Origin of the sequence: Streptomyces sp. NPDC048417 (genome assembly GCF_040651615.1) — a bacterium.
GTDB lineage: Bacteria > Actinomycetota > Actinomycetes > Streptomycetales > Streptomycetaceae > Streptomyces.
The window spans coordinates 406634-428027 of record NZ_JBEZKI010000001.1; the positions used below are offsets into that span (position 1 = coordinate 406634).

General features: G+C 71.9%; 18 protein-coding genes, 2 tRNA genes and 1 pseudogene. 14 read left to right on the forward strand and 7 right to left on the reverse strand.

What is annotated here, in order from left to right; all coding sequences use genetic code 11:
• Positions 1-120 precede the first annotated feature (120 nt).
• The 7 genes from AB0D59_RS02000 (at position 121) to AB0D59_RS02030 (ending at position 7578) form a co-directional block, all read left to right on the forward strand.
• On the forward strand, positions 121-1290 hold the full coding sequence (locus tag AB0D59_RS02000) for an acyl-CoA dehydrogenase family protein (protein ID WP_362559576.1): 1170 nt from the start codon (positions 121-123) through the stop codon (positions 1288-1290).
• Positions 1274-2341, forward strand: a complete 1068-nt coding sequence (locus AB0D59_RS02005) for a bifunctional MaoC family dehydratase N-terminal/OB-fold nucleic acid binding domain-containing protein (protein WP_362559579.1) — start codon at positions 1274-1276, stop codon at positions 2339-2341. The genes AB0D59_RS02000 and AB0D59_RS02005 overlap by 17 nt, the downstream gene beginning before the upstream one ends.
• A gap of 1 nt (position 2342) precedes the next feature.
• The gene (locus AB0D59_RS02010; RefSeq protein WP_362559581.1) at positions 2343-3431 is read left to right on the forward strand and encodes an acyl-CoA dehydrogenase family protein; all 1089 of its coding nucleotides are present in this window, start codon (positions 2343-2345) and stop codon (positions 3429-3431) included.
• Between the two features lie 16 nt (positions 3432-3447).
• The gene (locus AB0D59_RS02015; protein WP_362559583.1) at positions 3448-3870 is read left to right on the forward strand and encodes a MaoC family dehydratase; all 423 of its coding nucleotides are present in this window, start codon (positions 3448-3450) and stop codon (positions 3868-3870) included.
• Positions 3867-5033: a lipid-transfer protein gene (locus AB0D59_RS02020; protein ID WP_362559585.1), complete on the forward strand. Its 1167-nt coding sequence runs from the start codon at positions 3867-3869 to the stop codon at positions 5031-5033. The genes AB0D59_RS02015 and AB0D59_RS02020 overlap by 4 nt, the downstream gene beginning before the upstream one ends.
• Before the next feature lie 192 nt (positions 5034-5225).
• Entirely contained in the window at positions 5226-5783 is a 558-nt protein-coding gene (locus AB0D59_RS02025; RefSeq protein ID WP_362559587.1) for a SigE family RNA polymerase sigma factor, read from the forward strand.
• A 124-nt stretch (positions 5784-5907) separates the two neighbouring features.
• A complete protein-coding gene (locus AB0D59_RS02030) occupies positions 5908-7578 on the forward strand; it encodes a long-chain fatty acid--CoA ligase (protein WP_362559589.1) in 1671 nt (556 codons plus the stop codon).
• Between the two features lie 114 nt (positions 7579-7692).
• On the opposite strand, the pseudogene AB0D59_RS02035 reads toward AB0D59_RS02030, so the two are convergent.
• The 4 genes and pseudogenes from AB0D59_RS02035 to AB0D59_RS02050 all read right to left on the reverse strand — a co-directional run.
• Positions 7693-8110, reverse strand: a pseudogene (locus AB0D59_RS02035) (RNA-guided endonuclease TnpB family protein); the annotation flags it as partial.
• A 234-nt stretch (positions 8111-8344) separates the two neighbouring features.
• Complete coding sequence (locus tag AB0D59_RS02040) at positions 8345-8956, reverse strand: transposase (RefSeq protein WP_362559591.1); 612 nt, start codon at positions 8954-8956, stop codon at positions 8345-8347.
• Between the two features lie 281 nt (positions 8957-9237).
• A complete protein-coding gene (locus AB0D59_RS02045) occupies positions 9238-13401 on the reverse strand; it encodes a PAS domain-containing protein (RefSeq protein ID WP_362559592.1) in 4164 nt (1387 codons plus the stop codon).
• A 278-nt stretch (positions 13402-13679) separates the two neighbouring features.
• The gene (locus AB0D59_RS02050; protein WP_362559594.1) at positions 13680-14099 is read right to left on the reverse strand and encodes an SSI family serine proteinase inhibitor; all 420 of its coding nucleotides are present in this window, start codon (positions 14097-14099) and stop codon (positions 13680-13682) included.
• A gap of 168 nt (positions 14100-14267) precedes the next feature.
• Between AB0D59_RS02050 and AB0D59_RS02055 the strand changes: the two genes are divergently transcribed.
• From AB0D59_RS02055 to AB0D59_RS02065, 3 genes are all read left to right on the forward strand, one after another.
• Positions 14268-14358 (forward strand) — tRNA-Ser (locus tag AB0D59_RS02055).
• A gap of 253 nt (positions 14359-14611) precedes the next feature.
• A tRNA-Arg gene (locus tag AB0D59_RS02060) sits at positions 14612-14684 on the forward strand.
• 385 nt (positions 14685-15069) lie between these two features.
• On the forward strand, positions 15070-15291 hold the full coding sequence (locus tag AB0D59_RS02065) for a hypothetical protein (RefSeq protein WP_351695681.1): 222 nt from the start codon (positions 15070-15072) through the stop codon (positions 15289-15291).
• A gap of 453 nt (positions 15292-15744) precedes the next feature.
• Here the strand turns inward: AB0D59_RS02065 and AB0D59_RS02070 are convergent, their stop codons facing one another.
• The 3 genes from AB0D59_RS02070 to AB0D59_RS02080 all read right to left on the reverse strand — a co-directional run bounded on the left by AB0D59_RS02070 (position 15745) and on the right by AB0D59_RS02080 (position 17091).
• Positions 15745-15882: a hypothetical protein gene (locus AB0D59_RS02070; protein WP_362559596.1), complete on the reverse strand. Its 138-nt coding sequence runs from the start codon at positions 15880-15882 to the stop codon at positions 15745-15747.
• A gap of 69 nt (positions 15883-15951) precedes the next feature.
• Positions 15952-16473: a hypothetical protein gene (locus AB0D59_RS02075; RefSeq protein ID WP_362559599.1), complete on the reverse strand. Its 522-nt coding sequence runs from the start codon at positions 16471-16473 to the stop codon at positions 15952-15954.
• A gap of 99 nt (positions 16474-16572) precedes the next feature.
• Positions 16573-17091, reverse strand: a complete 519-nt coding sequence (locus tag AB0D59_RS02080; protein ID WP_362559601.1) for a MarR family transcriptional regulator — start codon at positions 17089-17091, stop codon at positions 16573-16575.
• Between the two features lie 241 nt (positions 17092-17332).
• Between AB0D59_RS02080 and AB0D59_RS02085 the strand changes: the two genes are divergently transcribed.
• The 4 genes from AB0D59_RS02085 (at position 17333) to AB0D59_RS02100 (ending at position 21388) form a co-directional block, all read left to right on the forward strand.
• Complete coding sequence (locus AB0D59_RS02085; RefSeq protein WP_362559603.1) at positions 17333-17701, forward strand: HGxxPAAW family protein; 369 nt, start codon at positions 17333-17335, stop codon at positions 17699-17701.
• Between the two features lie 141 nt (positions 17702-17842).
• The gene (locus tag AB0D59_RS02090; protein ID WP_362559605.1) at positions 17843-18715 is read left to right on the forward strand and encodes a DUF2797 domain-containing protein; all 873 of its coding nucleotides are present in this window, start codon (positions 17843-17845) and stop codon (positions 18713-18715) included.
• A gap of 304 nt (positions 18716-19019) precedes the next feature.
• Positions 19020-19760 carry a response regulator transcription factor gene (locus tag AB0D59_RS02095; RefSeq protein ID WP_234491525.1) on the forward strand — a complete coding sequence of 247 codons (741 nt, stop codon included), beginning with the start codon at positions 19020-19022 and terminating at the stop codon, positions 19758-19760.
• A complete protein-coding gene (locus AB0D59_RS02100; protein WP_362559607.1) occupies positions 19757-21388 on the forward strand; it encodes a HAMP domain-containing sensor histidine kinase in 1632 nt (543 codons plus the stop codon). Before AB0D59_RS02095 ends, AB0D59_RS02100 begins: the two co-directional genes overlap by 4 nt.
• Positions 21389-21394: the final 6 nt, after the last annotated feature.

The window sequence follows — 21394 nt, forward strand, 5'->3', positions numbered from 1 at the left end:
GGCGGCTCCCGGCCTCCCGGCTCCGCGCACCGCCTTCCGGCGGCTCCCGGCCTGCCGCCTGCGCGCACCCCCCCTGTTCGACCTTGACAGTGCGTCCTATCTGACGGACAGTCAGAAATCATGCATCTGGCCCCCACCGAACGCCAGCGGCGGCTGCGCGCCGAACTCCGCGCCTACTTCCGGTCCTTGATCCCGTCCCCCGCCCCCGAGGCCCCCGAGGAACGCCGTGCCCTGCTGCGCCGGATCGGCGCGGACGGACTGCTCGGCCTCGGCTGGCCCGTCGAGTACGGCGGTCAAGGGCGTGGCGCCGAGGAGCAGTTCGTGTTCTTCGACGAGGCGTACCGGGCCGGCGCCCCCGTCTCGATGGTCACGCTCAACACGGTCGGGCCCACGCTCATGAAGTACGGCAGCGACGAACAGAAGGCCCGCTTCCTGCCCGGCATCCTCAGCGGCGACCTGGTCTTCGCCATCGGCTACAGCGAACCCTCCGCCGGCACCGACCTCGCCGCGCTGCGCACCCGGGCGGTGCGGGACGGCGACGGCTGGCGGATCGACGGGCAGAAGATCTTCACCTCGGGCGCCCAGCACGCCGACTGGATCTGGCTGGCCTGCCGTACCGATCCCGAGGCGCCCAGGCACCGGGGCATCTCGATCCTCCTGGTCCCCACCGACGCCCCCGGGTTCTCCTGGACCCCGATCGAGACGGTGGGCGGCCAGATCACCACGGCGACCTACTACGACGGCGTCCGCGTCCCCGCCGGCCACCTGGTCGGCGCCGAGCACGACGGCTGGTCGCTCATCACCAACCAGCTCAACCACGAGCGGGTCGCCCTCGCCGCGACCGCCATGCAGGCCGAGGACTTCTACGAGGCCGCGCTCACTGCCGCCCGCACCCCCGATCCGGTGACGGGTCGACGCCGTGTTGACGAGCCTTGGATTCGTTTTCGGCTGGCCGAAGCGCATGCCCGGCTGGCGGCAAACCGCCTGCTCAGCTGGCGTTTGGTGGGGGACGCGGGGGCGGGCCGGGTGGCCCCCGCGGAGGCCAGCGGCGTGAAGTTCGCGGGAACGGAATCGGCAGTCGCGACGTATCGCATGTGTCAGGAGATCGTCGGCGAGGCGGCATTGGTCCGGTCCGGATCGCCGGGGGCGTTCGAGGGCGGCGAGCTGGAGCGGCTCAACAGGGCGGCGCAGATCAACACGTTCGGGGGCGGGGTGAGCGAGGTGCAGCGGGAGATCGTCGCGACGATGCGGCTCGGGATGAGGAGGGGTGGCCGTGGCCGGGGGGACTGACGAGCTGGGAGCGCGGCTCAAGGCGTACGAGGAGCGGCCGGCCGCGGTCTCGGGCGTGGGCAGGGATCCGGTCAACCTGCCCATGATCCGGCACTGGTGCGAGGCGACGGGCGACACGAATCCGGCGTACGAGGGGCCCGACGCCATCGCCCCGCCCACCATGCTCCAGGCGTGGACCATGGGCGGACTGTCGGGACACGGAGGGCGCACCGGTGCGTACGACGAACTGATGACCCTGCTCGACGAGGCGGGCTGCACCTCGGTGGTCGCCACCGACTGCGAGCAGGAGTACCTCAAGCCGCTGCGGCCGGGCGACGAGGTGGTCTTCGACACGGTGATCGAGTCGGTGTCGGAGCGGAAGCGGACGAAGCTGGGCACCGGGTACTTCGTCACGACCCGCACGGACGTCCGGGTCGGGGACGACCTCGCCGGCACCCACCGCTTCCGCATCCTCAAGTACGCGCCGGGCGCCCGGCCGAGCGTCCGGCCGCCCGCCGGGAGGGCCCGGCGCCCCCGCCCGGTGGTCAACCGGGACAACGCCGGCTTCTGGGAGGGCGTGGCCGAGGGCCGCCTCCTCATCCAGCGCTGCGCCGGCTGCGGCACCCTGCGCCACCCCTGGCTGCCGGGCTGCAACGCCTGCGGCTCCCTCGACTGGGACACGGTCGAGTCGGCCGGCGAGGGCACGGTCTATTCGTACGTCGTGATGCACCACCCGCCCTTCCCGGCCTTCGCCCCTCCGTACGCGGTGGGCCTGATCGAACTCGCCGAGGGCGTGCGGATGGTGAGCAACGTGGTGGGGGTGCCGTACGACAAGGTGCGGATCGGGCTGCCGGTACGGGTGGAGTTCCGCCGGTACGAGGACGAGGAGGGCGCGCTGACTCTGCCCGTCTTCCGGGCCGCCGACACCCTCGACGATCCAGCCGCTCTCGACGAGTCAGCCGAGTCAGCCGATCCAGTCGATCCAGTCGATTCAGCCGCTCTCGGCGCTCTCGGCGCTCCCGGCGCTCTCGGCGCTCCCCGCGGTCCCGGCGGTCTCGGCGGGGAGGTCTGACATGGACTTCACGCCCACCGAGGCGCAGGCCGAGGCCCGTGACCTGGCCGCACGGATCTTCGCCGACCTCGCCACCCATGAGCGTCTGCGGGCGGCCGGGACCGGCAGTGACCCGGAGCTGTGGAAGGCCCTCACCGCGGCCGGTCTGGTGGCCGCGGTGGCGGACCTCGGCCTGCTGGGGCTGGTGCTGCTCCTGGAGGAACAGGGGCGCACCACGGCCCAGGTGCCGTACGCGGCGAGCTGTGTGTACGGGCAGCTGGCGATCGCCGCCCACGGCACGAGCGAACAGCGGGAGCGGCTGCTGCCGGGGATCGGGGACGGGTCGGTGATCGTCGCCGGAGCATTTCCCGCCCAGCAGGGTGTACGGCCTTCCGGGCGCGGTGGGCTGACCGGCACCGTCCCCGTCGTCCCGTGGCTGCGTGACGCCACGCATGTCCTGGTCGCGGACGCCGGCCGGCGGCTCTGGCTGGTGCAGCTCGGCGAGGGCGCCGGCATCGAGAAGCCCGAGCTCACCGCGCCCTGGTCGGCGGGACGGCTCACCCTCCACGAGGCCCCCGCCGAACCCCTCGGCCCCGACCTCGGCCCCGGGGGTACCGACCCCGGCCCCGGCTCCGGCGCTACCGGCTCCGGCCCCGCCGTCACCGCCTACGCCGACATCCTGGCCACCGCCCGCACCGCCTTCGCCGGGCTCCAGGCCGGTGTCTGCGCGGGCTCCCTCGCCCGGGCCGTCGCGCACACCAACACCCGCGAGCAGTTCGGGCGTCCGCTCGCCACCCGGCAGGCCGTGCAACTCCGGGCCGCCGACGCCCATATGGACACCGAGGCGATACGGGTGACGGCGTACGAGGCGGCCTGGCGGCGGGACGCGGGACTGCCGTACGCCACGCATGCGCTGACCGCCGCCTGGTGGGCGTCCGAGGCGGGGCAGCGGGTCGTGCTCACGGGCCAGCATCTGCACGGCGGCGCGGGCGCCGACGTCGAGCATCCGGTACACCGGCACTTCCTGTGGGGGCGCCAGCTGGACGCGTATCTGGGCAGCGGGAGCGAAGTGCTCCAGGAACTGGGGGAGTTGATCGCGAGTGGGGATTGAGACGACACGGCCGGGCGTGGGCACCCAGCTGCCACCGCTGGAGATCCCGATCACGCGGACGCTGATCGTGGCCGGCGCGATCGCGTCCCGGGACTACCAGGACGTGCACCACGACGCCGAACTGGCCCGGCTGAAGGGCTCCCCCGACATCTTCATGAACATCCTGACGACCAACGGCCTGGTCGGCCGGTACATCACCGACTACTTCGGCCCGACGGCAGAGCTCCGCAAGGTCGCCATCCGGCTGGGAGCGCCCAACTACCCCGGGGACACGATGGTGTTGACCGGCCGCATCGAGGAGCTGGACGAGGTGACGGGGACGGCGACGGTCCGGGTGGTGGGCGCCAACGGCATCGGCAACCACGTGACCGGCATGGTGACCGTCGTCCTCACCGAGGCCACGGTGACCGTCACCATCACCGACGAGGGGGACTCATGAGCGTGCGGGGCCGGGACTCGCTCGGCGGGCGGGCGGCGATCGCGGGGATCGGGGCCACCGAGTTCTCCAAGGACTCGGGGCGCAGTGAGCTGCGGCTGGCCGCGGAGGCGGTGCGGGCCGCGCTGGCCGACGCGGGGCTGACCCCGGCGGACGTGGACGGGATGGTGACGTTCACGATGGACACCAGCCCGGAGATCACCGTGGCCCAGGCCTGCGGGATCGGCGAGCTGTCCTTCTTCTCCCGCGTTCACTACGGCGGCGGCGCGGCCTGTGCGACGGTCCAGCAGGCGGCGCTCGCGGTGGCGACGGGGGTGGCCGAGGTGGTCGTCTGCTACCGGGCGTTCAACGAGCGGTCGGGGCGCCGGTTCGGCTCGGGCGTGCAGCACCGGGAGCCGTCGGCGGAGGGCGCGGCGCTCGGCTGGGCGCTGCCGTTCGGGCTGCTCACCCCGGCGTCCTGGGTGGCGATGGCGGCTCAGCGCTACCTGCACGCGTACGGGCTGACCCCGGAGGCGTTCGGGCGGGTGGCGGTGGTGGACCGGAAGTACGCGGCGACCAATCCCGCCGCCTACTTCCACGGCCGTCCGATCACCCTCGCCGACCACGCGGCGTCCCGCTGGATCGTCGAACCGCTCCGACTCCTCGACTGCTGCCAGGAGACGGACGGCGGACAGGCGCTCGTCGTCACGTCGGTGGAGCGGGCGCGTGATCTGCCGCAGCCGCCGGCCGTGATCGCGGCGGCCGCGCAGGGCGCCGGCCGGGCCCAGGAGCAGATGACCAGCTTCTACCGGGACGACCTGACCGGGCTGCCGGAGATGGGCGTGGTGGCCCGGCAGCTGTGGCGCACCTCCGGGCTCGCCCCGGCCGACATCGACGTCGGGATCCTGTACGACCACTTCACCCCGTTCGTGCTGATGCAGCTGGAGGAGTTCGGGTTCTGCGGACGCGGGGAGGCGGCGGACTTCGTGACCGAGGAGCGGTTGCCGCTGAACACGCACGGGGGACAGCTCGGGGAGGCGTACCTCCACGGGATGAACGGGATCGCGGAGGGGGTACGCCAGTTGCGTGGCACGGGCGTGAACCAGATACCGGACGCGGGCCGGGTCCTGGTGACCGCCGGCACCGGGGTACCGACGTCCGGGCTGGTCCTGACCTCGGACGGGTGAACCGGCGGCCTGCCGGGGCGTGGTCCGCCGCCTTCGCCCTACTGCCCCCTCAGGGGTAAACCCGCAGGAGGACTGCCCGCGTACTCCACCTTCAGGAGGTGTAGCCAGCCCCACCCCTACAACCTGAGGCGGACTCTCCTTCGGGACCTGCGGCCGATCCGCCGTCACACTGTTCGCTCATAGCGTGGAGCCATGACCACACCCGTCTGCACCAGCGCTTCGGACGCCGCTGTCTCGGCGAGGCAGACCCGGCCGTACCCGTCCTTCGCGTCGTACGTCAGGGCTCGCCAGCCGGTCCTGCTGCGCACCGCCCGGTCGTTGACCGCGAACCCCAGTGACGCGGAGGACCTCCTCCAGACCGCGCTCGCCAAGACGTATGTGGCCTGGGAGCGGATCGAGGACTATCGGGCGCTCGACGGCTATGTGCGCCGGGCGCTGCTGAACACCAGGACCTCGCAGTGGCGCAAGCGCCGGGTCGACGAGTTCGTCTGCGAGGAACTGCCCGAGCCGGAGCCCGGTGGCGGCGGGGACGACCCGGCCGAACGGCAGGCGCTGCGCGACGCGATGTGGCGGGCGATCATGAAGCTGCCCGCGCGGCAGCGGGCGATGGTCGTGCTGCGGTACTACGAGGACCTCAGTGAGGTGCAGACGGCCGAGGTGCTCGGGGTGTCGGTGGGCACGGTGAAGTCCGCCGTGTCGCGTGCGCTCGGCAAGCTCCGCGAGGACCCTGAGCTGGACGTCGCCCGCTAGCGACCGGACTCCGCCGGCCGGTGTTAGTTGCCTCTCCCCTAGTGACATACCGCCTGGTATGTGAGCAGAATCAGCGCAGCCCCTTTACCACCGAGTAGGCAATGTCGCCCCCGGGAGGACCGCCGTGCTGAGCACCATGCAGGACGTACCGCTGCTGATCTCCACGATCCTGACGCATGGGTCGAGGGTTCACGGCGAGTCACAGGTGACCACCTGGACGGGCGAGGCCGAGCCGCACCGGCGCAGCTTCGCCGATGTCGGCGCCCGCGCCGCCCAGCTGGCCCACGCCCTGCGCGACGACCTGGGAGTCCAGGACGACGACCGGGTGGCCACGCTCATGTGGAACAACGCGGAACACACCGAGGCGTACTTCGCGATTCCCTCCATGGGTGCGGTCCTGCACACGCTCAACCTGCGGCTGCCCGCCGAACAGCTGACCTGGATCGTGAACCACGCGGCCGACCGGGTCGTGATCGTCAACGGTTCGCTGCTGCCGCTGCTCGCCCCGCTGCTGCCCCACCTGAAGCCGTTGCGGCACGTCGTGGTCTCCGGCCCGGGTGACCGTTCCCTGCTGGACGGCGCGACCGTGGCCGTACACGAGTACGAGGACCTGATCGCCGGCAAGCCGACGGCGTACGACTGGCCGGAGCTCGACGAACGCCAGGCCGCCGCCATGTGCTACACCTCCGGCACCACCGGCGACCCCAAGGGCGTGGTGTACAGCCACCGTTCGATCTACCTGCACTCCATGCAGGTCAACATGACCCAGTCGATGGGCCTGACGGACCAGGACACCTCCCTGGTCGTCGTGCCCCAGTTCCACGTCAACGCCTGGGGCCTGCCGCACGCCACCTTCATGACCGGCGTCAACCTGCTCATGCCGGACCGCTTCCTCCAGCCCGCCCCGCTCGCCGAGATGATCGAGAAGGAGCGGCCCACGCACGCGGCCGCGGTCCCCACCATCTGGCAGGGCCTGCTCGGCGAACTCACCGCCCGGCCCCGGGACGTGGCCTCGCTCACCCAGGTCACCATCGGCGGCTCGGCCTGCCCGCCCTCCCTCATGGCCGCGTTCGACAGCCTGGGCATGCGGGTCTGCCACGCCTGGGGCATGACCGAGACCTCGCCGCTCGGCACGGTCTCCCGCCCGCCGGCCCACGCCGTGGGCACGGAGGAGGAGTTCGCCTACCGCCTCACCCAGGGCCGTTTCCCGGCCGGTGTCCAGGCCCGGCTGACCGGCCCCGGCGGCGAACGCCTCCCCTGGGACGGCGAGTCGGCCGGCGAGCTGGAGGTGCGCGGCCCCTGGATCGCGGGCGCCTACTACAACGGCCCCGACGCCGACCCGCTGCGCCCCGCCGACAAGTTCAGCGAGGACGGCTGGCTGAAGACCGGTGACGTCGGGACCATCTCCCCCGACGGCTTCCTCACCCTCACCGACCGCGCGAAGGACGTCATCAAGTCCGGCGGCGAGTGGATCTCCTCGGTCGAGCTGGAGAACGCGCTGATGTCCCACCCGGACGTCGCCGAGGCCGCGGTGGTCGCCGTCCCCGACGACAAGTGGGGCGAGCGCCCGCTGGCGACGGTCGTCCTGCGCGAGGGCTCCACGGCCACCTTCGAGACCCTGCGCGTCTTCCTCGCCGAGGAGGGCAAGATCGCGAAGTGGCAGCTGCCGGAGCGCTGGACGGTGGTGGCGGCGGTGCCGAAGACCAGCGTCGGCAAGTTCGACAAGAAGGTCCTCAGGCGGCAGTACGCCGAGGGCGAGCTGGACATCACCAGCCTGTCAACGACCCGGGACTAAAGTCCTGGGCTTGCACAGCGGGCGCCACTGGCTGTGGTGCTGCGCTTGCGTCCTGTCCCACGCCCCGGTTTCGGGGGTGGGTCTGGGGCGGTTGACTGCGCCTCGCGTCGCCACAACTCTTCCGCGCGAGCAGGTCCAGAGGGAGACGGTCCGGTCGGTGATCTGCCAGGACAGTATCCGGTCGTCATAGGGCTGCGCGCCCTCGGGCCGGAACGTGATCGGTTTCCCGGTGGCCCGCCGGTAACGTGTGGACCACGGCTTGCCCAGGTTCCCGGCCTTCAGGTTCGCTTTGAGGGTGGTGTAGGCGTCACAGGTCTTCTTGATGGTGTGCTGGGCGGCCTGCGCGCCCAGGCCCACCGCTGCCTGATCTCGGAGTAGGTGTGCTCGCGCAGTGCGAAGTTCCGCTTCACGTCCCTGGCGAAGGCGACCTCGGACGCCCAGGCGGCCGCCTCGTTGCAGGCGTGCAGGGTCGCCTCGAGCGCCCCGCCTGTACGGGCGTCGGCGCCAGCTTGACCTGCACGGTGAACTTCACGGGACCCGACGTTACGCAGCCGTCCATACAAACAGACGACTTCCGCACGCCTGTCCCACCATTCAGCGACCCATCGACCGTACGTTCGGCATTGCCCGGCTCCGCCGGACAGCCCTACGGGCGCTCCGCGCCCGAACTCCCTGACACTGCGACGCTCCGCGTCGCCACCACACGATGCGACTCCTCCCAGGCGTAAACGACTCCGTTGGGGAATCCCAAAAAACGGGGCCGTGATCAGGCTGCCAGGGTGAGTGCGGCCCGGCGGGAGGTGCGTGTTGGGCCAAGGGGGGTGTCGTTCAGCCAGGCGTCGAGGCGGATGATGTTGACGGCGGTGGCTGCGAGGACGTTGCCGAGGTGGGTCTTGCGTTGCCCGGTGTAGCGGGTGTGGCGGATGCCTGTGCGGCGGACGGCTTGCGAGATCGTGCCCTCGACGCCGGCCCGGATGTCGTACCGCTTCTTCCACGCCTCGGTTCGCTGTTCTTGGCGGCGCTGGTCGAGAACCTGTTGCTGCTCGCGGGGCAGCAGGGTGGGGCTGCGGCCCCACTTGCCGTTCGACGCCCTGGTGCACTTGCCCCGCACCGGACAGGCCGCGCAGTCCTGAGCGGTGAAGTGCACCCGCGAGACGGGAGTACCGCTGCTCTTGCGCTGGTCGGACCAGCTGGCACTGACCTTGCCCTGGGGGCAGACAGCCTTCTTGGCGTCCCAGTCGACAGTGAACGCGCTCTGTGTGGAGTGCTCGCCGTCGTGGTTCTCGTGGCAGGTGTCCAGTCCGACCGGTCCCAGCAGTTCGACGCGGTGCGCGTCGCGGGCGGTGACGATTATGCGCGGCGGTGACGTATCCGGCATCGACGTCGTGCTCGTCAGGCAGCAGCTCCCGCCGTGCCATGCCGTGGTGGACGGCCTCGGTGACCTCGCTGTCGGCGACGGTGGCGTCCGTGGTGAGGACATGGGTGATCAGGTGCGGGGCGTCGGGTTCACAAGTTTCGCTCAGGATCTCGCTGAAACACCCCGCACGGGAGCGCCCCGTAAGGGGCGCGGGCTGTCTTCGACATGCGGCTACCGCCGCGTGGGCGACCAGCCACGAACCACCCGCGACCGGCAGACCGCAGTTCCCCGACAGCGCTCCCCTAATTCGTACCGATCCGTGCAAGCAGATCCACGATCCGGTCCTGCACCTCGGAACTCGTCGACCGCTCCGCCAGGAACAGCACCGTCTCCCCCGACGCCAGCCGCGGCAGGTCGGCCTGGTCGACGGCCGCCGTGTAGACGACCAACGGCGTCCGGTTGAGCTGCCCGTTCGCACGGAGCCAGTCGATGATGCCGGCCTGGCGGCGGTGCACCTGCAACAGGTCCATCACCACCAGGTTCGGCCGCAGCTGCCCGGCCAGCGTCACCGCGTCCGCGTCGCTCGCCGCCCGCGCGACCTGCATTCCACGCCGCTCCAGCGTCGCGGTCAGGGCGAGGGCGATCTCCGCGTGCTCCTCGATGAGCAGCACCCGCGGCGGATGCTGCTCGCTGTCCCGGGGCGCGAGCGCCTTCAGGAGTACGGCGGGATCGGCGCCGTACGCCGCCTCGCGCGTCGCCTGTCCCAGCCCGGCCGTGACCATCACCGGCACCTCGGCCGCCACCGCCGCCTGCCGCAGCGACTGCAGCGCGGTCCGCGTGATCGGCCCGGTCAGCGGGTCCACGAACAGCGCCGCCGGGAACGCGGCGATCTGCGCGTCGACCTCCTCACGGGAGTGCACGATCACCGGCCGGTAGCCGCGGTCGCTCAGCGCCTGCTGGGTGGTGACGTCCGGCGCGGGCCACACCAGCAGCCGGCGCGGGTTGTCCAGCGGCTCCGGGGGCAGCTCGTCGTCCATCGGCTGCGGGCGCGGCGGATCCGCGACCTCGACCGCCCCGCCCGGGCCGTCCAGCGGCTCCGGGCCTTCGGCGGCGTTCACGTCCGGTGCGCCTATCGCGTACGACCGTCCGGCGCCGTCCGTGGCGCCCGTGAGCCGGGACTGCCCGGCCAGTGACGGCTGGGGCAGCGGCTGGGCCACCGGCTGCTCGGCCGGCGGATGCGGCCGGGCCGACTGCTCGGGCTGCTGCTGCTCCTTGCGTGTGCCCAGCTTGCGCCGCCGTCCGTTGCCGCCCGGCTGGTGCGGGGGCGGGGTCGCCGTCGGCTGCTGCACCTGCGCGGCCTGCCGGGAGAACGGCACCCCCTGCCCCAGCGTCCGCACGCTGAACGCCCGGCCCTGGGTGGAGTCCGGGTCGGCCGGTGCGGGCGTCGCCGCCGCCTCGGCGGGCAGCGGCTGCGCGGCACGGGCGGGCTGGGCGGCGGGCGCGGGGGCTTTGTCGGCGCCGCCCGGCCACTGCTGCGGTACGGGGGCCGCGGGCGCGGCCTCCGCCGGCAGCGGCTGGGCGCCGGCCGGGGTGCCTTCAGCGGCCGGGGCGGGCTGCGCGGGCACCGGCTGGGCCGGGGTCGGCCGGCCCGGGGCCGCCGGAGCGGGGATCTGCGGCTGAGACTGCGGCTGCTGTGCCTGCGCCGGTACGGCGGCCGCGCCCGGCAGCGCCTGCGGAACCGGCCGGCCGGGCTGCCCCGGCTGCACGGGCTGCTGACCGGCGGCCGCCGGGGCGGCGGGGATGCCGGACGGTGCGGCGACCTGGGCCGCGGGTCCGGCCTGGGCCGGGATGCCCTGGCCGGGCTGGCCGGGCTGGCCGGGCTGGCCGGGCGGAAGCTGCCCCGGCGGAACCGACTGACCGGGCTGGCCGGGTGCGCTCGCCTGCGCGGGCACCGTCGGCACAACGGCCGGCGCGGCCTCCTCGGGCTGGCCCACGGCCCGTCGGCGGCGGCCCGTCGGCGCGTTGGTGGGGTGCGGCTGCGGCGGGGTGTGGTCCTCGGCCTGGTCGTGCGCCACGGCGTCGTGCCGGCCCTCCTCACCCGCCACCGCGACCGGCTCGGGGGCGCGGTCGGCCTCGGCGGGCGGCAGCGCGAAGACCGGGCGGGGGCCCGCCTGCTGCTGCTCCGCCCGCTCGGCCGCCGCGGCCAGCGCACGGCGCCGCCGCCCGCTCGGCTGCCCCTCGTCGTCCTGCGCCGCAGCCGCAGCCGCAGCCGCAGCCGCAGCGGGTGCGGGCAGCGCCGGCGGCAGTGCCTGCCGCTCGTCGGGCTCACGCCGGGCGCGTCGCCCCGCAGCCGGCGCGGGCACGCCCTGCGGCGGAACGGTGCCACCGAGCCCCGTACCCGCGGCAGCCGTACCGGCGCCCTGCTCGGCCGCCGTCACCACGGCACCCTCGGAAACGCCGGCGACACCGGCGGCCCCCGGGTCTCCGCCGGCGTCCGCGTCGGCCGGTCGTCCGCGCCGCCGCCCGGTACCGCCGGACGCCGACTCCGCGCTCTCGATGCTCGCGGCGCTCTCGATCGCGGCGGGCCCGCTCTCCAGGGCCGCCGCCTCGGCGGCACGCCGACGCCGCCGCCCGGTCGGTGCCACGGCCGGGACCTCGCCCTCGCCGCCCTCGCCGCCGGGCACGTCGCTCTCCAGGAAGGCGTCCACGGAGGGCCGCCGGGCCCGCCGCCGCCCACCGGCACCGCTGTCGTCGACGGCAGGCATCAGGGCCACCGCCGTACCGACCGGAGGGGGCACGGCCCCGGCGCCGCCGCCGATCGGCACCTCCAGGACGAACGCGCTGCCGCTCATGCCGGGCACCTCGTGCGTCTGCAGCACACCGCCGTGCGCGCGCACGATCCCGCGCACGATCGGCTCGTGCACCGGGTCGCCCCCGGGGTAGGGCCCGCGCACCTCGATACGGACGACCTCACCGCGCTGCGCCGCCGCGACCACCACGGTGTTGTCCATGTAGCCGCCGGCGGAGACGGGCGCGTTGCCGGTCGCGTCGACACCCGCCACGTCCGCGACGAGATGGGCGAGCGCGACGGCGAGCCGCTGCGGATCCACCTCGGCCTCGATGGGCGGCGCGTGCACGGCGAACTGGACCCGCCCGGGCCCGATCAGCTCCACCGCCCCGTCCACACCGGCGGCGACGACCGCGTCCAGCATCACTTTGGTGCGGTGGATGTCCTCGGTCCCGGCGTCCAGCGCCTGGTAGCCGAGCACGTTGTCGATGAGCTGGGTGATGCGCGAGTAACCGGCCGAAAGGTGATGGAGTACCTGGTTGGCCTCGGGCCACAGCTGCCCGGCGTCGTCGGCGGCGAGCGCGGCCAGTTCCCGGCGCAGCTCGTCGAGCGGGCCGCGCAGCGACTGCGCGAGCAGGGTCAGCAGCTGCTCGTGACGCCCGGAGAGGGCCTCGTACCGGTCCTTCTCGCGCTCGCCGAGGGCCGCGTACCGCTCCTCGCCGGACGCCAGCTCCTCGGCCTGCCGCTCGCGCAGCTCCTCGACCTCGGTGACGTGCTTCTGGCGCAGTGCGGTCAGATCGGAGGCGTGCTCCTCGGAGAGCCGATCCAGCTCTTCGGCGTGCGCCTTCTCCAGGGCGTCCTTCTCCTCGGCGAGGTCGTCGTACGGACGCCGGTCGGTGAAGGTCATCACGGCGCCGACGAGCTGGTCGCCGTCGCGTACCGGCGCGGTCGTCAGATCGACCGGCACCTTCTTGTCGCCCTTGGCCCACAGCACCTGGCCGCGCACCCGGTGCTTGCGCCCGGAGCGCAGGGTGTCGGCGAGCGGCGACTCGGCGTACGGGAAGGGCGAGCCGTCCGCGCGCGCGTGCAGCACCAGATCGTGCAGCTGCTTGCCGCCCAGCTCGCCGGCCCGGTATCCCAGTATCTGAGCGGCGGCCGGGTTCACAAGCACGATCCGCCCGTCGGTGTCCGTCCCTACGACACCCTCGCTCGCGGCCCGCAGGATCATCTCGGTCTGCCGCTGCGAGCGGGCCAGTTCGGCCTCGGTGTCCACGGTGCCGGTCAGGTCGCGCACGACCAGCATCAGCAGCTCGTCGGCGCCGTAGCCGTAACCGTCGTACGCCTGCTGTCCGTTCTCCAGGTTGGCGCTGGTGACCTCGACCGGGAACTCCGAGCCGTCGGTCCGTCGCGCCACCATCCGGGTCGGTTTGGTACGCCCGCGCGGATCCATGTGATCGGGCCGCCGCATGGACCCCGGGATGAGCCGGGAGTCGAACTGCGGCAGCAGATCCAGCAGCCCTCGCCCGACCAGCGCGGTACCCGGTGCCTCGAACGCCTCCAGAGCGATCGTGTTCGCGTTGACGACGGTCCCGTTGGCGTTGACCAGCACCAACGCATCCGGCAGCGCATCGAGTATGGCTGCGAGGCGAGCAGCGCCTCGGGATGGCCTGCTGCTCACGAGACGCTTCCTCCCTGTTACCGCACCTTGCCGACCGCTCGAGCCATCTTGCCAACCGGCCCGCGGCGTGTCACGCGAGGGAGTCTAAAGGCACCGATTGCGCTCACGGCGCCGGATGAGAGGGAGGTCGCACGACGAAGTGACGGTGAACATGTGACCGACACGCCTCACCTCCGCCGTACCTCCGCGAGACTTTTACGGGAGCGGGGCCTCCGCCATGTGACCGCTGTGCCGTCCTGACGGCTGGATCGCTCCAGGGGCGACGGGGCCGCCGGGCCCTAGGAACCCAGGTCGGGCAGGAGGGGCACCATGCGGTTCCAGCGTCCGATCTCGCAGCCGTTGCTGCGGTCGTAGGTCGCGTCGACCGGGCGGCCGGCCCAGGTGCCGGTGACATGGGCGGTGGCGGGACCGCCGTACAGCATGGTGCAGGCGGTGCCGGGAGCGACCGGGGCGAAGGTGTCCCGTCCCCAGCGCGTGTTCCGGTCGAGCGACTGGCAGGCCCCGCTCACGTCCGGGTGACTGCCGGCGCCGGGATGGCAGGACAGCTCGTACGTGCCGTCCCGCCCGTCCCCGGCGTGCCGGACCGTGACGGTGAGGTGATCGTCCTGGACGGCGGCGGCGGAGGCGGGCAGGGCGGGGACGGATCCGAGAACGGCGGCGACGGCCCCGAGGGCGCCCCGCACGGCGAAGTGAGACATGCCGTGCCCAACGCGCCGGCCGCCCGGACGTTGCGGCGCGCCCCGACGACGGGAAGGGCTTTGCCCTGCGGCCAGGCTGCCTAGTACCGTGGGAGCCGATTGGTGACAGCACGCTCGACTGTGTCATCATCTGCACGCACCACTCGCGCTCGCGCGGGCGGCTGTGCGGGAGGCGTCGCCTAGTCCGGTCTATGGCGCCGCACTGCTAATGCGGTTTGGGTCTTAAAGCCCATCGAGGGTTCAAATCCCTCCGCCTCCGCACCTGTCTCAGGGAGCTCGACCATTTTCGGTCAGGGCTCCCTGAGTCGTTTGCGGCTCTGCCTTCGCTCCGCGGTGATCACCGCCGCTCCCGTCGGCCGGTGCGTGCAGGACCCCGAGATATGGCGTTTCTGCAGGTCACAACGGGTGCACCTAACGGATTTCACATGGCGGCGGCAGTCATGTAATGTTCTTCCTGTCGCCGCGAGCGGGCCGGAAGGGCCGGAAGCAAAGACAAAAAAGCAAGAGAACAAGCACTCGTAGCTTAACGGATAGAGCATCTGACTACGGATCAGAAGGTTGCAGGTTCGAATCCTGCCGAGTGCACACAGAGCAAAGACCCCGGATCATTCCGGGGTCTTTGTTGTTTCGAGGGCGTGCGTCTGCCACTGGCCCTGAGGTTCAACGACATCCTGGCGTATGGGTCGGCTGATGTCGGTTCCTCTGATCTTGCTGCCACTCGTCCTGCTGATCGGCTCCTTGATCCCCTGAGCCGGGTGCGGGGCACAAACGGGAGTGGCCGGGCGGGGGGCGCACACGGGAGTGCGGGGGCCGGCCCGCAGCGCGTCGCGCGCGGATCGGTCAATCCCGCGGGAGGGGAACTCCTCACAAGGTCTCGAAACACCAGGTCAGGGGTCCGGCGCGATGGTTCGCTTCTGGATCTGTGCCGACGGCCACAGCAAATGGGCCGCGCGTAGGCTCATACTGAGCCATGACAAAGCCTGCGGCACCGAAGCGTCACCTGCCTACCAGCCCCTTCAAAGCACCGGTCGCACCGGCTCCCAAGCACTTCGCCATGGGCGATCAGGTCACCCATGATGTGTACGGCCTCGGCCGGGTCATCGGCATCGAAGAGGGAACCGCCGCGCTCGTGGACTTCGGTTCGGCGCAAATGCGGATCCTGAGCCCGTACGCCAAGATGACCAAGCTGTAGGACCGCCGTGCCCGGTCGCGGCACGCCAGGCCCCGTCAGGGACCTGTAACGAAAGGCAGACCTCTCATCGACTCGACGTCGCTGTTCTCCGCCCTGGAAGGGCAACCCCGCCGTTCCACCGCTGTATCACCGCCTCCGACGACAAGGCCCTTCCAGGCCCCGGACTTCGGAGAAGACGAGATCTCCTGGTCCGAGGACGCACAGGAGCCCGCCCCGGGCACACGTGCGGCGCGGCCCGAGGCCGCCTAGCGGCCTGTTCGACAGCTGACCGCCGAGTGTCGCGGCGTTGCGGTGCTGCGAGGAGTGCGGGCGTCTGGACGCCCGGGAAGGGCGGGGCGGAGCCGGCGCCCGTTACCGCCCCCAACGTCTCAGCTTCGGCAACCGACAGCAAAGGCCCCGGTTCAGGTCCGGGGCCTTTGGCGTTTCGGGGTGGGGCAGCCGAGGGGCTGGGGCTTACGAGGGGCTGCCGGGGCGGACCGTGAGGTAGGTCCAGCCGGTCCAGGTGCTGCCGGTCTGGGCGCCCTTGGCCGGCGGCGTGCAGTGGGCGCGGATGCGGTAGTGGTCGTCGCCCGTGTCGGCGGTGCCGTCCAACTGCCTTGGTCCTGAGGGGGGCCGGGGGTCGTGGCGGTGGCGGCCGGTCCGTGGGCCGCCCTGCACGGCTCACGCCGTGGTGAGGACGCGGGTGCGCTCGCGGCCGCGGAGTGACTGGCCGCGTACGACGATGATGCCCAGGCGGATGACGACCTCGCTGACGGCCATGAGGACCAGCGCGGCGACCCATGCCTGTCCGCCAGTGATGTGGTGGGTGGCGGAGAAGTGGGCTATGCGGCTCTCGCCGGAGGGGTGGGAGGTCCAGATCGCGAAGCCCAGTCGGAAGCCCATGCTGAGCACCCACAGGGCCGCCGCGCCCAGGGTCGCCTTGACCCGCACGTGCCCGTCCGCGAAGCGGACCCGGGTGAGCAGGCCCCCGGCCACGCCGCAGGCGATGCCGATTCCGGCGAACGCCGCGATGAGGGAGAGGTCGTGGCCCGCTGTCGGAATGTCGTGCAGGTAGCTCGTCGCCACCCAGGTGATCAGGCCCAGGGGCAGCAGCAGCCTGAAGGCCGTCAGCCGCTCCTCCCGCATCTGCTTGATGACCACGAGGATGAGCGCCACATCGATGATCCAGTCGGAAATCGTCATGCCCCGACTATCCGGTTCCGACCCCGTCCGGCACTTGGACCCATGGGTGGAAGCAGGGTGGAAAACGGGTGGACACGGCTGCTCTACCGGGGGGAGGACTCAGCACGGCTCCGTGGAGTCGCCGCAGTCGGCGGAGTCCTTGGAGCCGTTGCGGTTCAGCCGTTCCAGGTACTCGTGGGCCAGCTCCGTCGCGCGGGTGAACCAGTCGGTGAGGGTGGCCAGTTCGTCGGGGGTGTAGTCGGCGAACAGGTCCGTGAGGCGTCTGTAGTGGCCGGCGTACACCGCCTCGACGCGGCTGACCGCGTCCGGGACCGCGGCCACGCGGACCCGGCGGCGGTCGTCGGGGTCGGAGCGCCGGGTCACGTAGCCCGCGCGTTCCAGGCGGTTGAGGATGCCCGTCACCGCGCCCGTCGTCACATGGGCGCGGGCGGCCAGGTCGCCCGCCGTCAGCAGGTCCTCGCCGGCCTCCAGGACGAAGCCGAAGCAGGTGAGGTCCGTGACGTTGACCCCGAGCCGACGGGCCAGCTCCTGCTGGCCGATCACATGGGCCGCGATGAGATGGTCCATCGCGGACAGGGCGCGGGCGGGGTCCGCGGGCGGTCGCGGCTTGCCGAGCATGGTCGTTCCCGATTCCTTGGGGGTTCGCGGATCCCCGTAGATCCGTCGATCCCCGAAGACCCGCCGATCCTCGAAGATCCGTCGATTCTCGGAGATTCGCCGAATCCCTTAGTGCGTGAGAGATATAGAAGGTAAATTTCTTAGCCTGTGAGGGATTCTAGTCGAGTCGTCGTCCAGACGCCGGACGTTGGGTTCCTGCTGCCAGTGAAGTTTCCGCTGCCTACGAAGGGGAGGCGGGTACGTGAGTCTGCACGATGAAGGTCACACGGTCGCCGGGTGGACGGGTACCGCGATCGCGACCGTCGGAAGCGGTCTGCTGGGCTGGGGGGTGTGTGCCGTCTCGGTCCCCGCCCTGGTCGGAGGGGGCGCGGTGGGTGCCGCGAGCATCCTGGTCACCTGGTATCTGCACCTCGCCGGCTGGGGCAAGCCGCCCGGCCCCCGGCCCCGGACGCAGTGGGCCCTCGGAGCCCGTGACACCAGCGCACGCGACGGCCACCTGGGATGCGTGGGGTGCCGGCTGGCGGGCCGGGGACGACGTACCGGGTCCGTGCTCGAGCCGGTGACGGCCACCGGTGAGGCCGAGCCGGCGACCGCCCGGACCGGCGGCTGATCAGGAGCCGGTACCCACCTGGAGCCGGTACCCACCTGGAGCCGGTACCCACCTGGAGCCGGCACCCACCTGGAGCCGGCACCCACTTCCAAATCCCCCGTCCCGCCCCGTTGTCAGTGCCGCCCTCTACGCTCGCGAGTGATGGCACAGGTGTGGAAATGCTCGGGGCTGCGGTGGTCGGACGGCGGGCCCGTGCTGGTGTGGAGCGGCGGGCGGCGCAGTGTGCTCGGGCCGGGGAAGCGCGTCGCCTTCAGGACGGCCGACGGAGCTGTGCGGGAGTGCGTGGGAGCGCGGGGGCATCCCTGCGCGGTACGGGCATCCGTGTCCGCGCGCAGTACCGGTGCGCGCTGCGAAGAGTGTGCCCGGCTGGACCGGGCGCACTCCGTGGCCGCCGACGGTATCGCCGATGATCCTCGGCCGTACCACGTGTATCTGGCGTGGTTCGGGCCCGGCATGGTCAAGGTCGGGATCACCGCGGTGGAGCGCGGGCCGGCGCGGCTGCTGGAGCAGGGGGCTGTGTGCTTCAGCTGGCTGGGCGCCGGGCCGTTGATGGCCGCGCGGCGGACCGAGGAGCTGTTGCGGGCCGCGCTCAAGGTTCCCGACCGCATTCCCTACGGCGACAAGCGCGTCGTACGGGCCGCCCTGCCGGCAAGCGATGCCGAGCGTGCCGCCGAGGTCGTCGTACTGCATGCGCGGGCGCTGGCGCTCGGGGCCTGGCCCGAGGCGCTCGTTCCCGAGCCCTGCCAAGTCGTCGACCATGTGCGGGTGTTCGGGCTGGACGGGGCGCCCGCCGCCGTCGGCGAGGTGGCCGAGCTGGTCCCGGGTGGCGGGGTGAGCGGTGAACTCGTCGCGGCCGCCGGGCCGGATCTGCATCTCGCCACCCGGCGAGGGGTCGTCGTCCTCGACACGCGCTTGCTGCCCGGGTGGGAGCTGACCGCCGCCGGAGCGGGGGACGAGGGTGAACTCGGCGTACCCGTCCGGGAGTTCACCGCACCCCAGGAGGGGCTGTTCTGACCCGTGCCGAACACCCGGGAAAGATCCCCGAGGAGGACCTGCCAAGGTCCACCCGCAGCCACCCGACGGGCGCCCGACCATCCACCCCGGTACGCTCTCATCAGCGGTTCATCGAGGTTTCATCAGCGGGCCGGGGCGCACACCGGACGTACATGATCCGCACAGCCGGGGGCGGGCGTGGTCGCGAGTTCGTGCGCATGTGATGGGATTCCCAGGCGTTCCCTGAGAGGTGCCTGTGTGTTTCTTAGGGAAATCACAGATTAGTGAAAGCGTGTTCTCAGAGGACCCGGACAAGGTGTCCATCATGACCACGACCTCGCCCCAGGGGCGCACCGAACTGCTGAGGCCGGACGGGAGCCCCGTCCGAGTGCTTGTGGTGGACGACGAGCTGTCGATCACCGAACTCCTGTCCATGGCCCTGCGTTACGAGGGCTGGCAGATCCGGAGCGCGGGTGATGGCACGGGTGCCATCCAGACCGCCCGGGAGTTCCGGCCCGACGCCGTCGTCCTCGACATGATGCTGCCCGACATGGACGGCCTCACCGTTCTCGGTCGCCTGCGGCGCGAGCTGCCCGACGTGCCGGTGCTGTTCCTCACCGCGAAGGACGCGGTCGAGGACCGGATCGCCGGTCTCACCGCGGGCGGCGACGACTACGTCACCAAGCCCTTCAGCCTCGAAGAGGTCGTGGCGCGGCTGCGCGGGCTGATCCGGCGTTCCGGCGCCGCCGACCGGCGGTCGGACTCGGTGCTCGTCGTCGGCGACCTGACCCTGGACGAGGACAGCCACGAGGTCTCGCGGGCCGGGGATTCGATCCACCTCACCGCCACCGAGTTCGAGCTGCTGCGCTTCCTGATGCGCAATCCGCGGCGCGTGCTCAGCAAGGCCCAGATCCTGGACCGGGTGTGGTCGTACGACTTCGGCGGGCAGGCCAATGTGGTCGAGCTCTACATCTCGTACCTGCGCAGGAAGATAGACGCCGGCCGGGAGCCGATGATCCACACCCGGCGTGGGGCCGGTTACCTGATCAAGCCCGCCGCGTCATGAGCGGGCGACGACGGCCGCGTGCGCAGAAGCGACGAGCAGCACAGCCGCGCACCCTGCGGACCCGGCTCGTCGTCGTGTCCGTGACCCTGATCGCCGTGGTCTGCGCGGTGATCGGGACCGTCACCACGCTCGTGCTGCGGGACCACCTGTACGGGCAGCTGAACAGCAACCTGCGCGAGGTCGCGCTGCGCGCGGCCGGCGGACCCGTGGGCGGCTTCGACGGCAAGGGCAGCCCCCCGGCCGGCAACGCCAACAAGCTCAAGCCGAACCAGACGAAGACCCTCGGCGACTTCGTCACCCAGGGGCCGCAGCCGCAGAAGACCATCGCGGCCCAGGTCGAGAACGGGTCGATCACCAGCGGCAAGGTCGGTACCAAGGAGAACAACTCCGCCGGCTACACCCAGATGACCCCCGACGGCCTCACCGAGGCCCAGACCAAGGCGCTCGGTTCCGTCGCCCAGGACGAGCGGCCGCACACGGTCGACATCCCGGGCCTCGGCACGTACCAGGCCCAGTACGTCAAGGGCAACAACGGCACCTTCTACGTCGGCATCCCGACCTCCGACGTGGATGGCACGATCAACACCCTGATCATCGTCGAGATCAGCCTCACCCTCTCCGGCCTGATCGCCGCCTCCCTCGCCGGCACCGTCATGGTCGGCGTGGCCACGCGTCCGCTCCGCAGGGTCGCCAACACCGCCACCCGCGTCTCCGAACTCCCCCTGCACACCGGCGAGGTCAACCTCAGCGAGCGGGTCCCGGAGTCGGAGTGCGACCCGCACACCGAGGTCGGCCAGGTCGGCGCCGCGCTCAACCGCATGCTCAACCACGTGCACGGCGCCCTGCACGCCCGCCAGCAGAGCGAGATGCGGGTACGGCAGTTCGTCGCCGACGCCAGTCACGAGCTGCGCACCCCGCTCGCCTCCATCCGCGGTTACGCCGAGCTGACCCGGCGCGGCCGGGAGGAGGTCGGGCCCGACACCCGGCACGCCCTCGGCCGTATCGAGTCCGAGGCCGGCCGGATGACCCTCCTCGTCGAGGACCTGCTGCTGCTCGCCCGGCTGGACGCGGGCCGTCCGCTGCAGTTCGAGCACACCGACCTCATCCCGCTCGTCGTCGACACCATCAGCGACTCGCGCGCGGCCGGCATGGACCACAACTGGCGCCTTGACCTGCCCGACGAGCCGGCCCTGGTGGCCGCCGACGCGGCCCGTATCCAGCAGGTGCTGGTCAACCTGCTCGGCAACGCGCGCAAGCACACCCCGCCGGGGACGACCGTCACCGCCCGTATCCAGCGGCGCGGCCCCTGGATGTGCGTGGACGTCGAGGACAACGGGCAGGGCATTCCGCCGGATCTGCTGCCGCACGTCTTCGAGCGGTTCGCGCGCGGCGACTCCGCGCGGTCGCGATCCACCGGGTCCACCGGCCTGGGGCTCGCCATCGTGCAGGCCGTCGCGTCCGCGCACGGCGGTGCCGTCACCGTGGACAGCGTCCCCGGCTGCACGGTGTTCACCCTGTATCTGCCCGCGCTTGCCCCGGTGGCTCCTCAGCCGACTCCCGAAACGAACTGGCAATCGCACTCACAGGCGCAGCACAGTGCCACCACATGGGTGCAACAGGACGCTTGACCAGAG